The organism is Nocardioides bigeumensis (assembly GCF_039531755.1).
Lineage (GTDB): Bacteria > Actinomycetota > Actinomycetes > Propionibacteriales > Nocardioidaceae > Nocardioides > Nocardioides bigeumensis.
In genome coordinates this window covers 1-13,619 of record NZ_BAAAQQ010000010.1, presented here as the reverse complement: position 1 = coordinate 13,619, position 13,619 = coordinate 1, and the positions used below count along the sequence as shown (strand labels likewise).

The following is a 13,619-nucleotide window of genomic DNA, read 5'->3' as shown; positions in this document are numbered from 1 at the left end:
GTGCCACGCCATGGTCGAGACCCTCAAGGTCCCCGCCTGGAAAGCACGCCGGGTCGCCACCGCCACCCCCGCCTACGCCGGGACCAGCGAGCTCCACATCACCGGCGACACCCTCGGACTCACCCGCCTCTACCAACACGCCTGCCAACAAGCCAAGGAGGCCGCGAAGGCCGGCGACGACCGACCCCTCGGGGCCCGGAAAGCAGAAGCCCTCTGCGGACTCGTCGACACCCCGCCGGGCTCTCCTGACAGTCGCTGCGCAACCTCCTCGACCACCAGCGAGACGGTGCTCTACGTGCACGCCGACCTGACCGACCTCCTCGACGAACCCGTCGCCGTCGGCGAGGTCGAGAAGCTTGGCCCCCTCACCACCGCCAAGCTCCACGACTGGGTCGGCCACACCCGGGTGAAGATCCAACCCGTCATCTGGATGAACACCGGCCAAGCAGCCCACCCCGAACCCACCCTCGACCGCCACGACCCACCGGTCTCGACTTCGCTCGACCACCAGTGGGTAGAACCGACCGTCGACCGGCACGACCCACCGGTCTCGACTGCGCTCGACCACCGGTGGGTAGAACCGACCTTCGACCGTCACGACCCACCGGTCTCGACTTCGCTCGACCACCGGTGGGTAGAACCGACCTTCGACCGTCACGACCCACCGGTCTCGACTTCGCTCGACCACCGGTGGTCGAGCAGCGAGCCTGCGAGCGGAAAGTCGAGACCCCCCGGCTGCCAAGCCGAACCCCCACGGCCCACCCGGACAAACCAGCCCCTCCAAGCTCGCCGCCCTCTGCCGACGACACCACCGCGCCAAGACCGCAGGACTCTGGCGCTACACCCGCCTGCCCCAAGGCGGCTACGAGTGGACCGGACCCGGCGCCATCACCGCAGTGAGCTGATGGCCGCCTAGCCTGGGCGCGTGCCTCGGTCGGTCGCGTTCTTCCGCAACCTCAACCTCGGTCAGGGCTGGGCGCCGACCCGGCCACAGCTGGTGGCGGCGTACGAAGCAGCTGGCGCGACCGACGTCGACAACGTGCAGTCCAACGGGACGATCCTGTTCACGGCAGCAGCCCACGTCTCGACGACCCGCGCCGTCCTCGCGACTCTCAAGGACCTCACCGGCTACGCAGACATCGCCGTCGTCCGCACCGCCAACTGGGTCTGGTGCGTCGCGGAGGAGTCCGACGAGCTCGACCTTCCCGACGACGAGGCTCACGAGGTGGTGTTCTTCGACGCCAAAGTTCCCGTCGAGATCCCGTGGACGAGCCCGGACGGTCATCTGCGCATCCTCGGAGGTGGCGCCGGCTACGCCATCACGTCGTTCAAGCGCTACCCCCGTGGCCCGGGCAGCACCGCCGGGCCCACGCTGGAGCAGCTGACCGGGGTCAAGGGCACCGCCCGCGGCGTCAGCACGATCAGGCGCCTCGCGGCGCGGATCCGCAATGCACCGAGCTGACCCGAGAGGCCGGGAGCATGCCACCCGCCGCACGGAGCCCTGATCGCCCGTCCCTGGACGGCGCCCGCCTGAGGTCCGGCTGACGAGGTCCTGCGGCTGCGCCTCAGACCTCGGTGCGGCTGTCGGTGTCCTTGTTGCGGATGCCGATCTTGTTGCCGAGCCACACCAACGGGTCGTACTTCCGGTCGGCGACGCGCTCCTTCATCGGGATGATCGCGTTGTCGGTGATGTGGATGCCCTCGGGGCAGACCTCGGTGCAGCACTTGGTGATGTTGCACATGCCGAGGCCGGCCTGCTCCTGCGCCAGCTTGCGGCGGTCGTTGCGGTCGAGCGGGTGCATGTCGAGCTCGGCGTACCGCAGGAAGAAGCGCGGACCTGCGAAGTGCTGCTTGTTGTCCTCGTGGTCACGCACGACGTGGCAGACGTTCTGGCAGAGGAAGCACTCGATGCACTTGCGGAACTCCTGGCCGCGCTCGACATCGACCTGAGCCATCCGGCGCTTGCCGTCGTCGTCGCGCGGACCGAGGTCGGCGTACGGCAGCTCGCGGGCCTTGCGGTAGTTGAACGACACGTCGGTGACCAGGTCGCGGACGACGGGGAAGGTGCGCATCGGCGTGACCGTGATGGTCTCGGTCGGCTCGAAGTCCGACAGCCGTGTCATGCACAGCAGCCGCGGTCGCCCGTTGATCTCCGCCGAGCAGGAGCCGCACTTGCCGGCCTTGCAGTTCCAGCGGATCGCCAGGTCCCCCGCCTGCGTCGCCTGCACCCGGTGCAGGGCGTCGAGCACGACCTCGCCCTCGGAGACCTCGACGGTGAAGTCGGCGAGGTCGCCGCCTTCGGCGTCACCGCGCCAGATGCGCATCTTCAGCTCGTAGGCCATCAGGACTCCTCGAAGTACTTCTTGAGCTCGTCGGGCATCTCGGGCAACGGTTGTTCCTTGAGCACGACTCCGGTCCCGGCCTCGTCGAGGGTGACCACGAGGTTCTTCTTGCCCCACACGTCGTGGTCTGTCTTCGGGAAGTCGTCGCGGGTGTGGCCGCCCCGCGACTCCTTGCGGGCCAGCGCTGCCTTCGCGATGGACTCCGAGACCAGCAGCATGTTGCGCAGGTCGAGGGAGAGGTGCCAGCCGGGGTTGTACTGCCGGTGCCCCTCCACGGACATCGTCCCTACCCGCGCCTTGAGGGCCTCGATGGCACTCAGTGCCTCCTCGAGCTCCGGCGCGGTGCGGATGATGCCGACCAGGTCGTTCATCGCCTGCTGGAGGTCGGACTGGATGGAGTAGGGGTTCTCGCCCCCCTCGGAGGCGAACGGCGCCACCGCGCTCCACTGCCCCTCGCGGACCTGCTCGTCCGCCACCGGTGGCCGCTCCGGCAGGCCTTGGACGTACGACGACGCCGCCTCGCCGGCCAGCTTGCCGAACACCAGCAGGTCGCCGAGCGAGTTGCCGCCCAGGCGGTTGGAGCCGTGCATGCCGCCGGAGCACTCGCCGACGGCGTACAGCCCGGTCACCGCGGTCTCCTGGGTGTCGGGGTCGACCTCGACACCGCCCATCACGTAGTGGCAGGTCGGCCCGATCTCCATCGGCTCCTGGGTGATGTCGACGTCGGCCAGCTCCTTGAACTGGTGGTACATCGACGGCAGCCGCTTGCGGATGAAGTCGGGCGTACGCCGCGACGCGATGTCGAGGTAGATGCCGCCGTGCGGGGTGCCGCGACCGGCCTTGATCTCGGAGTTGATCGCGCGCGCGACCTCGTCACGCGGGAGCAGCTCGGGGGGTCGGCGGTTGTTCTTCTTGTCGTCGTACCACCGGTCCGCCTCCTCCTCGGTGTCGGCGGTCTCCGCCTTGAAGAAGTCGGGGATGTAGTCGAACATGAACCGCTTGCCCTCGGAGTTCTTGAGGATGCCGCCGTCGCCGCGCACCGACTCCGTGACCAGCAGCCCCTTCACCGACGGCGGCCAGACCATGCCCGTCGGGTGGAACTGCACGAACTCCATGTTGATCAGGGACGCCCCCGAACGCAGGGCGAGCGCGTGGCCGTCGCCGGTGTACTCCCACGAGTTGGAGGTCACCTTGAACGCCTTGCCGATGCCGCCGGTGGCGAGGATCACCGCCGGTGCCTCGAAGACCACGAAGCGGCCGGTCTCGCGCCAGTAGCCGAAGACCCCGGAGACTCGTTCGCCGTCCTTCAGGATCTCGGTGACGGTGCACTCCATGGCCACGTCGATGCCGATCTGCACCGCCCGCTGCTGGAGCGTGCGGATCATCTCCAGGCCCGTCCGGTCGCCGACGTGGGCGAGGCGGGCGTAGCGGTGCCCACCGAAGTCGCGCTGGGAGATCAGCCCGTCGTCGGTGCGGTCGAAGAGGGCGCCCCAGTCCTCGAGCTCCATGACCCGCTCGGGCGCCTCCTGCGCGTGCAGCTGGGCCATCCGCCAGTGGTTGAGCATCTTCCCGCCACGCATGGTGTCGCGGAAGTGCACCTCCCAGTTGTCCTCGGGCCAGCGGTTGCCGAGGGCGGCGGCGATGCCGCCCTCCGCCATGACCGTGTGGGCCTTGCCCAGCAGGGACTTGCAGACGACGAGCGTGTTGGCACCCGCCTCGTGGGCGGCGATCGCGGCGCGCAGCCCGGCACCGCCGGCACCCACCACGATGACGTCGTAGGTGTGCCGCTCGATGCCGCCCTCGGCGTAGTAGGACATCTCGTTGCCGGTCATGGGGTGCCGGGTGCTGCCGCCTTCAGCGATCTCGCTCATCAGAAGAACCTCAGATCCTCGATCGTGCCGGTGGCGAGCAGGAAGACGTAGAGGTCGACGATCGCCACCGAGAAGAGGGAGTACCAGGCGTACTTGGCGTGGCTCTGGTTGAGCTTGGACACGAACGTCCACGCCTTGTAGCGCACGGGGTGCTTGGAGAAGTGCCGCAACCGGCCACCGACGATGTGCCGGCACGAGTGGCACGAGAGCGTGTAGAGCCAGATGAAGGCGATGTTGATCAGCATCAGGACCGTGCCGAGGCCCATGTGACCCCACTCGTGGTCCTCGTTGCGGAAGGCCAGCACCGTGTCGAAGGTCAGGATGAGCGCGACCACCACAGCGGCGTACCAGAACCAGCGGTGCGCGTTCTGCAGGATCAACGGGAAGCGCGTCTCGCCGGAGTACGACGCGTGCGGCTCGGCCACGCCGCAGGCCGGCGGGGACAGCCAGAACGACCGGTAGTAGGCCTTGCGGTAGTAGTAGCAGGTCATCCGGAACCCCAGCGGGAAGATCAGGATGATCAGCGCCGCGGACAGCGGCCACCACTGGAAGGGCTGCCCGAAGTCCGAGGCGCCCTCGACGCAGTCGCCCAGACAGGGTGAGTAGAACGGCGAGAGATAGGGCGACGCGTAGTAGTCGCGACCCATGAATGCCCGGATGGTCGCGTAGACCACGAAGCTGAAGAAGACGACGAACGTCGTGAGCGGCGCCAGCCACCAACGGTCCGCGCGCAGCGTCTTCTCAGGGATCTGCGCTCGTGTGGGTCCGGTGACACCACTGTCGGTCGTAGCCATTCCACCTCCGTGCGCCCCTCGGTGGTCGACCTTGTCGGGACCACTCGCCGGGGGTTTGACGCTGTGCAGCATCACACCATGCCGCCCCGAGTCCGCTCGGGGAAGCCTCGTCGGCGTCTCGGTTGCGCGATGTGCAATGGATCACACCAGCTGCGGCAGCCGCCGGTGGGCCGGAGGTAGGCTGCCGGTCACCGGGGGGCAGGCGGTACTGCTCGGGACTGCTCGGGCCATCCCGGTCGTCCTGATGCCGAGCCGGGAGCGGCCTTGCCCAGACCCACGATCCTCACCGTCGACGACGACGAGCCGGTCTCGGCTGCGCTCGCCCGCGACCTGCGCACCCGCTACGGCAAGGAGTTCCGGATCATCCGGGCAACCTCGGGACAGGAGGCGCTCGACATCCTCACCGAGCTGGCGCTGCGCACCCGGCCGGTCGCGCTCATCGTGACCGACCAGCGGATGCCGGGCATGACCGGCATCGAGCTGCTGGCCGAGGCCGGTTCGAAGGCACCCGGCGCCAAGAACCTCCTCATGACGGCGTACGCCGACACCGACGTCGCGATCGCCGCCATCAACGACGTGGGGCTCGACCACTACCTCCTCAAGCCGTGGGACCCGCCCACCGAGCGCCTCTACCCCGTCGTCGACGACCTCCTCGACGACTGGCGTGCCGAGAACCCCGACGCCGAGGTCGACGTCCGAGTGGTGGGGCACCGGTGGTCCGAGCGCACCTACGAGGTCAAGACGTTCCTGGCCCGCAACCACGTGCCCTACCTCTGGCTCGACGTCGAGGTCGACGAGGAGGGCCGCCGGCTCGCCGGCCTGGCCGGTGCCGGGCCTGACGACCTGCCCGTCGTGCTGGTGCCCGACACCGACCCGATGGTCTCGCCGTCGACGGTCGACCTCGCCGACCGCCTCGGCCTGCGCACGCACGCCGAGCAGCCGCTCTACGACCTCTGCATCGTCGGCGCCGGACCTGCGGGCCTCGCCGCCGCGGTGTACGCCGCGTCCGAGGGCCTCCAGGTCGTCGTCGTCGAGCGCGAGGCACCGGGCGGGCAGGCCGGCCGCAGCGCCTCCATCGAGAACTACCTCGGCTTCCCGCGCGGGCTCAGCGGTGCCGACCTGACGCACCGCGCCATCGCCCAGGCCAGACGGTTCGGCGCCGAGCTCGTGCTCGCGCGTGACGTCGTCGGCTTCGAGCAGCGCGGTCCGGTGCGCGCGGTGCTGATGGCCGGCGGCGACGAGATCGAGGCCCGGGCCGTGCTGGTGGCGACCGGCGTCAGCTATCGCAAGCTCGAGGCCGACGGGCTCGAGACGCTCACGGGACGTGGTGTCTACTACGGCGCCGACGCCAGCGACGCCGCCCAGGTGCGCGACGAGGTCGTCTTCATCGTCGGCGCCGCCAACTCCGCCGGCCAGGCCGCCCTCAACCTCGCGCAGCACGCCAAGCAGGTCGTGATGGTGGTGCGGGGCAAGAGCCTCGAGGCCTCGATGTCGCAGTACCTCGTCGACCGGATCCTGGCCGCGCCGACCATCTCGGTGCGCTACGAGACCCAGGTCGCCGCGGCTTGCGGGGAGGGCCATCTCGAGCTGATCACCCTCGAGCACAGCGACGGCACCCGCGAGGACGTCCCCGCCACGTGGATGTTCGTGTTCATCGGCGCCTCTCCGCGCACCGACTGGCTCGGCGACGCGATCGTCCGCGACCGGGCCGGTTACGTCGTCACGGGGCAGGAGATCGCCTGGCACGACGGCGCGGGCAGCGCCCACTGGGTGCTGAGCCGTTCGCCGTACCCGCTCGAGGCCAGCGTGACCGGGGTGTTCGCGGCGGGCGACGTGCGCCTCGACTCCATGAAGCGGGTGGCCTCGGCCGTCGGCGAGGGCGCGATGGCCGTCCACCTGGTGCACCGCTACCTGGCGACGGTCTGAGGGCCGACTCGACGACAGATGCCCAGATGACAGAGACCCAGGTGGGAGACGGCCGGTCGCCGGACTTGGTCGCCGACATCGCCGACGTCCCACTTTTCGAGGGCCTGACCCACGACCAGCGGACCGAGCTGGTGGCTGCGGCCGAAGAGGTCGTCCTCGAGCCGGGCACGGTGTACTTCGCCGAGGGCGAGCCTGCGTCGTACTGGTGGGTGCTTCTGGACGGCGCCCTCGACCTGATCCGCCACGTCGGTCGGGAGGACGTCGTGGTCGGCCGGATGGACGTGGCCGGCCGCTGGGCCGGCGGCATGCAGGCGTGGGACCCCAACGGCACCTACCTCGCGACCGGCCGAGGCGCCGTCGAGGGGCGGGTGCTCAAGGTGCCGTCCGCCGTGCTGCGGGAGAAGATCACGGCTTGGTTCCCGCTGGGCATGCACCTCATCAGCGGCTTGTACGGCACCGCCCGGTCGATCGAGTCCAACGCCCGGCAGCGCGACTCCCTGGTCACCCTCGGCACCCTGGCCGCCGGGCTCGCCCACGAGCTCAACAACCCGGCTGCTGCCGCGACGCGCGGGGTGAGGGCGATGGAGGAGACGGCCGGTGCGCTGGTCGACGCGCTGCTCGGGCTCGCGCAGGCTCAGCTCAGCCCCGACGAGTTCCTGACCCTCGACCGCATCCGCCGCGACCTGATCGCCCTCCCCGCCCCCTCGGGCGGGCTCGACCTGGCCGACCGCGAGGAGGAGCTCGGCGAACGCCTCGACGACGCCGACGTCGACGACGCCTGGACGATCGCCCCTGCGCTGGCCACGAGCGGAGCCGACGTCGCGTGGATCGAGCGGCTGCTCGACGAGATCCCCGCCGCCGCCGTCACCCCGGGCCTGCGGTGGATCGCCGGCACCATGTCGATGCTCACCATGCTCACCGAGGTCGCCGACGCGACCCAGCGGATCTCCGAGCTGGTGTCGTCGGTGCGGTCCTACACCCAGATGGATCGCGCGTCGGCGCAACGGCTCGACGTCACCGAGGGCCTCGACAGCACCCTGGTCATGCTGGCCCACAAGGCGCGCGGCATCGAGGTCGTCAAGGAGTACGCCGCCGAGCTCCCCGAGATCGAGGGCCTGCCCGGCGAGCTCAACCAGGTGTGGACCAACCTGCTCGACAACGCCCTCGACGCGGTGCGCGAGGTCGAGGGCGGCCGGGTCCGGATCCGCGTGTTCGCGGACGACAGCGCAGCCGAGCACGAGAGCGTGGTCGTCGAGGTGCGCGACAACGGCTCCGGCATGCCGCCGGAAGTGGCCGCCCGCGCCTTCGACGCCTTCTTCACCACCAAGGAGGTCGGCTCCGGCACCGGCCTCGGTCTCGACATCGCCCGACGCATCGTCGTCGAGCGCCACAGCGGCGCCATCGACATCGACCACGACACCGCCGTCGAGCCTCCCGAGACCGTGCTGCGGGTCCGCCTGCCCCGCTGACCCGAACCCGCCACCGCACCCGCAGGGGTGGGCCGGGGAATGTCACACCCGTTCGACTCGTGACGCGGATGCCAGGACGAGTACCTTGATGTTTCGTGGCTACGACCGACCTGGTGCGAGACGGACGGGCGGTCCGCTCGACCATCTTCCTGAAGATGCTCATGGCTCTCAGCGGCCTGCTGTTCGTGGCCTTCGTCATCGGCCACGCCTACGGCAACCTCAAGGCGTTCGCGGGACACGACGCGTTCAACGAGTACGCGCACCACCTGCGCACGCTGGGCGAGCCGATGCTGCCCCACTCCGGGTTCCTGTGGGTGCTGCGCGTCGGGCTCATCGTCGCGTTCGTGCTGCACGTCTACGCCGCGTTCGCGCTCTGGGCCCGGGCCAAGCAGGCCCGCACGACGCCGTACGTCATGAAGAAGCGCACCGGCGCCACCTGGGCCAGCCTGATCATGCGCTGGGGCGGGCTGACGCTGCTGCTGTTCATCGTCTGGCACCTGCTCAACTTCACGATCGGCAAGGTCAACCCCCAGAGCGGGCCGACCGACGACCCCTACAACCTCCTCGTCGACACCTTCGACGTCTGGTGGTTGACCCTCATCTACCTCGTCGCGATGGCGATGCTCGGGGCCCACCTGCACCACGGCTTCTGGAGCGCGTGCCAGACCCTCGGCTGGACCAGCACCGCGCGGGCCCGCCAGGCCGCGAAGTCCGTCGGCTTCACGCTCGCGCTGATCATCGTGATCGGCTTCAGCATCGTCCCGCTCGGCGTGCTCGCCGGCGTCATCGAGAAGTAAGGCCGCCCCTGTGACCCCTCCTGCCCACCCGACCCACCCCGACATGCCGGACACCACGCTGACCGGCAACCCCTCCCTGCACGTCGACTCCGAGCAGGAGCACGACGACGCCGCCGGCTACTACCGCCTGGGCAAGCCCATCCGTGACACCAAGGCGCCCGGCGGCCCCCTCGAGGAGAAGTGGGGCACCCGCCAGTTCGAGGCGCGCATCGCCAACCCCGCCAACCGCCGTCGCCTCTCTGTGATCGTCGTCGGCACCGGTCTCGCAGGCGCCAGCGCGGCGGCGACGCTGGGTGAGGCGGGCTACGTCGTGAAGTCCTTCTGCTACCAGGACTCCCCCCGTCGCGCCCACTCGATCGCGGCGCAGGGCGGCATCAACGCGGCCAAGAACTACAAGGGCGACGGCGACTCGGTGTACCGGCTCTTCTACGACACCATCAAGGGCGGCGACTACCGCTCGCGCGAGTCCAACGTCTACCGGCTCGCCCAGGTGAGCGTGAACATCATCGATCAGTGCGTGGCCCAGGGTGTGCCCTTCGCCCGTGAGTACGGCGGCCTGCTGGACAACCGCTCCTTCGGCGGCGTCCAGGTGTCGCGCACGTTCTACGCTCGCGGCCAGACCGGGCAGCAGCTCCTGATCGGCGCTTACCAGGCGCTCGAGCGGCAGGTCGCCGCGGGCACCGTGAAGTGCTACACCCGCCACGAGATGGTCGAGCTGATCGTGGTCGACGGGCGCGCCCGCGGGATCATCGTGCGCGACCTGGTGACCGGCGAGATCGAGACCTACTTCGCCGACGTCGTCGTGCTCGCCAGCGGCGGCTACGGCAACGTCTTCTTCCTCTCCACCAACGCGATGGGCTGCAACGTCACCGCCACCTGGCGGGCGCACCGCAAGGGCGCGCTGATGGCCAACCCCTGCATGACGCAGATCCACCCGACGTGCATCCCGGTGTCGGGAGCCCACCAGTCCAAGCTGACGCTGATGAGCGAGTCGCTGCGCAACGACGGCCGCATCTGGGTGCCCAAGAAGAAGGAGGACTGCGCGAAGGACCCGCGCGAGATCCCCGAGGCGGACCGCGACTACTACCTCGAGCGCATCTACCCCGCCTTCGGCAACCTCGTCCCTCGCGACATCGCGTCCCGTCAGGCCAAGAACATGTGCGACGAGGGCCGCGGCGTGGGCCCCGAGGTCGAGGGTGTACGCCGCGGCGTCTACCTCGACTTCGCCGAGGCCACCGAGCGCCTGGGCCGCAAGGCCATCGAGAGCAAGTACGGCAACCTCTTCGACATGTACGCCCGGATCACGGGCGAGGACCCCTACCAGGTGCCGATGCGGATCTACCCCGCCGTGCACTACGTCATGGGCGGGCTCTGGGTCGACTACGACCTGCAGTCGACGATCCCCGGCCTCTTCGTGACCGGCGAGGCCAACTTCTCCGACCACGGCGCCAACAGGCTCGGCGCCTCCGCCCTGATGCAGGGCCTCGCCGACGGCTACTTCGTGCTGCCCAACACGATCCGCGACTACCTCGCCGACGGTCCCTTCGACCGGATCGCCGACGACGACCCGGCGGTGCTCGAGGCGCAGCAAGCGGCCAAGGCCCGCATCGACCACTTCATGACCAACAACGGCACCCGCTCGGTCGACTCCTACCACCGCGAGCTCGGCCACATCATGTGGGAGTACTGCGGCATGGAGCGCACCGCCGAGGGGCTGAAGAAGGCCATCGACCTGATCCGCTCGCTCAAGGAAGACTTCTGGCGCAACGTGAAGGTGCTCGGCTCGGCCGAGAGCCTGAACCAGTCGCTCGAACGGGCCGGCCGGGTCGCCGACTTCTTCGAGCTCGGCGAGCTGATGTGCATCGACGCCCTCAACCGGCGCGAGTCCTGCGGCGGACACTTCCGGGCGGAGTCGCAGACCGAGGACGGCGAGGCGCTGCGCCACGACGACCAGTACGCCTACGTCGCGGCCTGGGAGTTCACAGGCGACGGCGAGGACCCGGTCCTGCACAAGGAAGAGCTGACCTACGAGTTCGTCGAGATGAAGCAGAGGTCCTACAAGTGAACCTGACCCTCAAGATCTGGCGGCAGCCGGACGCGGCGACGCCGGGGGCCATGCACACCTACGAGGTGTCCGACATCAGTCCGGACATGTCGTTCCTCGAGATGCTCGACGTCCTCAACGAGGAGCTGCAGGCGCGCGACGAGGAGCCGATCGCCTTCGACTCCGACTGCCGCGAGGGCATCTGCGGCATGTGCGGCCTGATGATCAACGGCGACGCGCACGGCCCCGAGGTCACCACGACCTGCCAGCTGCACATGCGGTCCTTCAGCGACGGCGAGACGATCACCATCGAGCCTTGGCGGGCCACGGCCTTCCCGGTGATCAAGGACCTCTGCGTCGACCGTAGGGCCCTGGACCGGATGATCGCGGCCGGCGGCTACATCTCGGTCAACACCGGCGCCGCCCCCGACGCGCACGCCACCCCGGTCCCGAAGGACAAGGCCGACCGCGCCTTCGACGTCGCCACTTGCATCGGTTGCGGTGCCTGCGTCGCCGCCTGCCCCAACGGGTCGGCCTCGCTGTTCCTGGGCGCCAAGGTCACCCACCTCGGGGAGCTCCCGCAGGGCCAGGCCGAGCGCGACTCGCGCGTGGTCAACATGGTGAGCCAGCACGACCACGAGGGCTTCGGAGGCTGCACCAACATCGGCCAGTGCACCGCCGCCTGTCCGAAGGAGATCCCGCTCGACGTGATCTCCCAGCTCAACAAGGACCTGCGCACCGCCATCCGGCACGGCCACTGACCGAAACCGTCTCGGCCGGTGATCGAGGAGGTCGCCCAGCGACCCCGGTGGTCGAGCAGCGAGCCTGCGAGGTCCCCGGTGGTCGAGCAGCGAGCCCGCGAGGTCCCCGGTGGTCGAGCAGCGAGCCTGCGAGGTCCCCGGTGGTCGAGCAGCGAGCCTGCGAGCGGATAGTCGAGACCACTCCCGGGTGGTCGAGGAGACCGCCCAGCCACCCCGGTGGTCGAGCAGCGAGCCTGCGAGCGGATAGTCGAGACCACCCCTGGTGGCCGAGGAGACCGCCCAGCCACCCCGGTGGTCGAGCAGCGAGCCTGCGAGCGGATAGTCGAGACCACCCCCGGGTGGCCGAGGCGACCGCCCAGCCACCCCGGTGGTCGAGCAGCGAGCCCGCGAGCGGATAGTCGAGACCACCCCGGGTGGCCGAGGAGACCGCCCAGCCACCCCGGTGGTCGAGCAGCGAGCCCGCGAGCGGATAGTCGAGACCACCCCCTGGTGGCCGAGGCGACCGCCCAGCCACCCCGGTGGTCGAGCAGCGAGCCCGCGAGCGGATAGTCGAGACCACCCCCACGTGGCCGAGGCGACCGCCCAGCCACCCCGGTGGTCGAGCAGCGAGCCTGCCAGCGGATAGTCGAGACCACCCCCGGGTGGTCGAGGAGGTCTCGCAGACCGTCACGAGACCCGGCGACCACTCTCCGGGCAGCGCTGCCATCGATGAGGTCAGCGTCACACCAACAACGTCGGAAACCCTGTGGATGATGGCTTCTGAGGGTCCTCGGTTGTCGGTGGTCACCCCTAGCGTTGCCGGTGATGAGCTACTCGACACCCACCCCGCGCCACCCGTTGGTGGAGTTCGCCGACGTCTTGGAGAAGGCGCTCGCGGAAGTGGTCGATGTCGACCCGGCCTACCTGTCCACTGAGCAGAAGTCAGATCTGCTGCGCCGGCTCACCCCGCTCGTCTCACAAGCCGAAGGCGTACGCCTCCGCGTCGTCGCAGCCTCCGAGGACGTCGCCGCCGAGCACGCCGACAAACGTGTCGCGGACTGGGTCTCCCGTCAGACCAGGTGCGACAAACGCGCCGCCCACGCCCAGCAGACCCTCGCCGAAGCCCTCGACGCACGGTGGACCCGCATCGGCGGCGGGGTGACCTCCGGGCGGGTGCACCTCGACCAGGCCCGAGTGATCGTCCGGGCGCTCGACCAGCTCCCACCCCAGATCGGCCCCGAGGTCCGCCGTCTCGCCGAAGAACAGCTCCTCGAGTTCGCTGACGACTTCGGGCCGCGTGACCTGGTCAAGCTCGGCGACCGGATCCTGGCCTACGTCGCCCCCCAGGTCGCCGACGACGCCGAACGCAAAGCCCTCGAGGCCGCCGAAAGGCGCGTCGAGACCCGGACCCGGTTGACCTACACGACCAGACCCGACGGGTCCCTGGAGTACTCCGGGGTCCTGCCCCCCGTCGAGGGCGCGATCCTCAAGACCGTCATCGACGCCAAGTCCTCACCCCGACGCCGCGACACCGCCGGCGGGTGGACCGACCCAGCCACCGGGCAACGCCTCACCGCCGACCAAGTCCGCGGCGAGGCGTTCCGCGACCTCATCGCCAACCTCGACCCCCAAGACC

At 69.6% G+C, this 13,619-nt stretch carries 11 protein-coding genes; 7 read left to right on the top strand and 4 right to left on the bottom strand.

Annotation, left to right across the window (positions count from 1 at the left end):
• The coding region (locus ABD295_RS09100; protein ID WP_344303383.1) for a hypothetical protein at window positions 1-658 on the bottom strand (658 nt) is incomplete at its 3' end.
• 267 nt (window positions 659-925) lie between these two features.
• Here ABD295_RS09100 and ABD295_RS09095 point away from each other — a divergent pair.
• A complete protein-coding gene (locus tag ABD295_RS09095; protein WP_344303382.1) occupies window positions 926-1,462 on the top strand; it encodes a DUF1697 domain-containing protein in 537 nt (178 codons plus the stop codon).
• A gap of 103 nt (window positions 1,463-1,565) precedes the next feature.
• On the opposite strand, the gene ABD295_RS09090 is transcribed toward ABD295_RS09095, so the two are convergent.
• Genes ABD295_RS09090 through ABD295_RS09080 form a run of 3 tightly spaced genes read right to left on the bottom strand, consistent with a single transcriptional unit; the run spans window position 1,566 to window position 5,007 of the window.
• Window positions 1,566-2,342 (bottom strand): succinate dehydrogenase/fumarate reductase iron-sulfur subunit, encoded by a 777-nt coding sequence (locus tag ABD295_RS09090; protein ID WP_344303381.1) that lies wholly within the window; start codon window positions 2,340-2,342, stop codon window positions 1,566-1,568.
• Window positions 2,342-4,213 carry a fumarate reductase/succinate dehydrogenase flavoprotein subunit gene (locus ABD295_RS09085; RefSeq protein ID WP_344303380.1) on the bottom strand — a complete coding sequence of 624 codons (1,872 nt, stop codon included), beginning with the start codon at window positions 4,211-4,213 and terminating at the stop codon, window positions 2,342-2,344. Before ABD295_RS09085 ends, ABD295_RS09090 begins: the two co-directional genes overlap by 1 nt.
• Window positions 4,213-5,007, bottom strand: a complete 795-nt coding sequence (locus ABD295_RS09080; RefSeq protein ID WP_344303379.1) for a hypothetical protein — start codon at window positions 5,005-5,007, stop codon at window positions 4,213-4,215. The genes ABD295_RS09085 and ABD295_RS09080 overlap by 1 nt, the downstream gene beginning before the upstream one ends.
• Window positions 5,008-5,271: 264 nt before the next feature.
• Here ABD295_RS09080 and ABD295_RS09075 point away from each other — a divergent pair, with 264 nt between their 5' ends.
• From ABD295_RS09075 to ABD295_RS09050, 6 genes are all read left to right on the top strand, one after another.
• Window positions 5,272-6,933 (top strand): NAD(P)/FAD-dependent oxidoreductase, encoded by a 1,662-nt coding sequence (locus tag ABD295_RS09075; protein WP_344303378.1) that lies wholly within the window; start codon window positions 5,272-5,274, stop codon window positions 6,931-6,933.
• Between the two features lie 26 nt (window positions 6,934-6,959).
• Window positions 6,960-8,402, top strand: a complete 1,443-nt coding sequence (locus ABD295_RS09070) for a sensor histidine kinase (RefSeq protein WP_344303377.1) — start codon at window positions 6,960-6,962, stop codon at window positions 8,400-8,402.
• A gap of 95 nt (window positions 8,403-8,497) precedes the next feature.
• Window positions 8,498-9,199, top strand: a complete 702-nt coding sequence (locus tag ABD295_RS09065; RefSeq protein WP_344303376.1) for a succinate dehydrogenase cytochrome b subunit — start codon at window positions 8,498-8,500, stop codon at window positions 9,197-9,199.
• Between the two features lie 43 nt (window positions 9,200-9,242).
• On the top strand, window positions 9,243-11,264 hold the full coding sequence (locus tag ABD295_RS09060) for a fumarate reductase/succinate dehydrogenase flavoprotein subunit (protein ID WP_344303384.1): 2,022 nt from the start codon (window positions 9,243-9,245) through the stop codon (window positions 11,262-11,264).
• Window positions 11,261-12,004 (top strand): succinate dehydrogenase/fumarate reductase iron-sulfur subunit, encoded by a 744-nt coding sequence (locus ABD295_RS09055; protein ID WP_344303375.1) that lies wholly within the window; start codon window positions 11,261-11,263, stop codon window positions 12,002-12,004. Before ABD295_RS09060 ends, ABD295_RS09055 begins: the two co-directional genes overlap by 4 nt.
• A gap of 804 nt (window positions 12,005-12,808) precedes the next feature.
• Window positions 12,809-13,619, top strand: an 811-nt coding sequence (locus ABD295_RS09050) for a DUF222 domain-containing protein (protein WP_344303374.1), incomplete at its 3' end; no start/stop codon positions are given.

Bases quoted from the DNA above. Each gene is read 5' to 3' on its own strand.
- ABD295_RS09090 (WP_344303381.1), bottom strand. From the start codon at position 2,342: ATGGCCTACGAGCTGAAGATGCGCATCTGGCGCGGTGACGCCGAAGGC.
- ABD295_RS09085 (WP_344303380.1), bottom strand. From the start codon at position 4,213: ATGAGCGAGATCGCTGAAGGCGGCAGCACCCGGCACCCCATGACCGGC.
- ABD295_RS09080 (WP_344303379.1), bottom strand. From the start codon at position 5,007: ATGGCTACGACCGACAGTGGTGTCACCGGACCCACACGAGCGCAGATC.
- ABD295_RS09070 (WP_344303377.1), top strand. From the start codon at position 6,960: ATGACAGAGACCCAGGTGGGAGACGGCCGGTCGCCGGACTTGGTCGCC.
- ABD295_RS09060 (WP_344303384.1), top strand. From the start codon at position 9,243: ATGCCGGACACCACGCTGACCGGCAACCCCTCCCTGCACGTCGACTCC.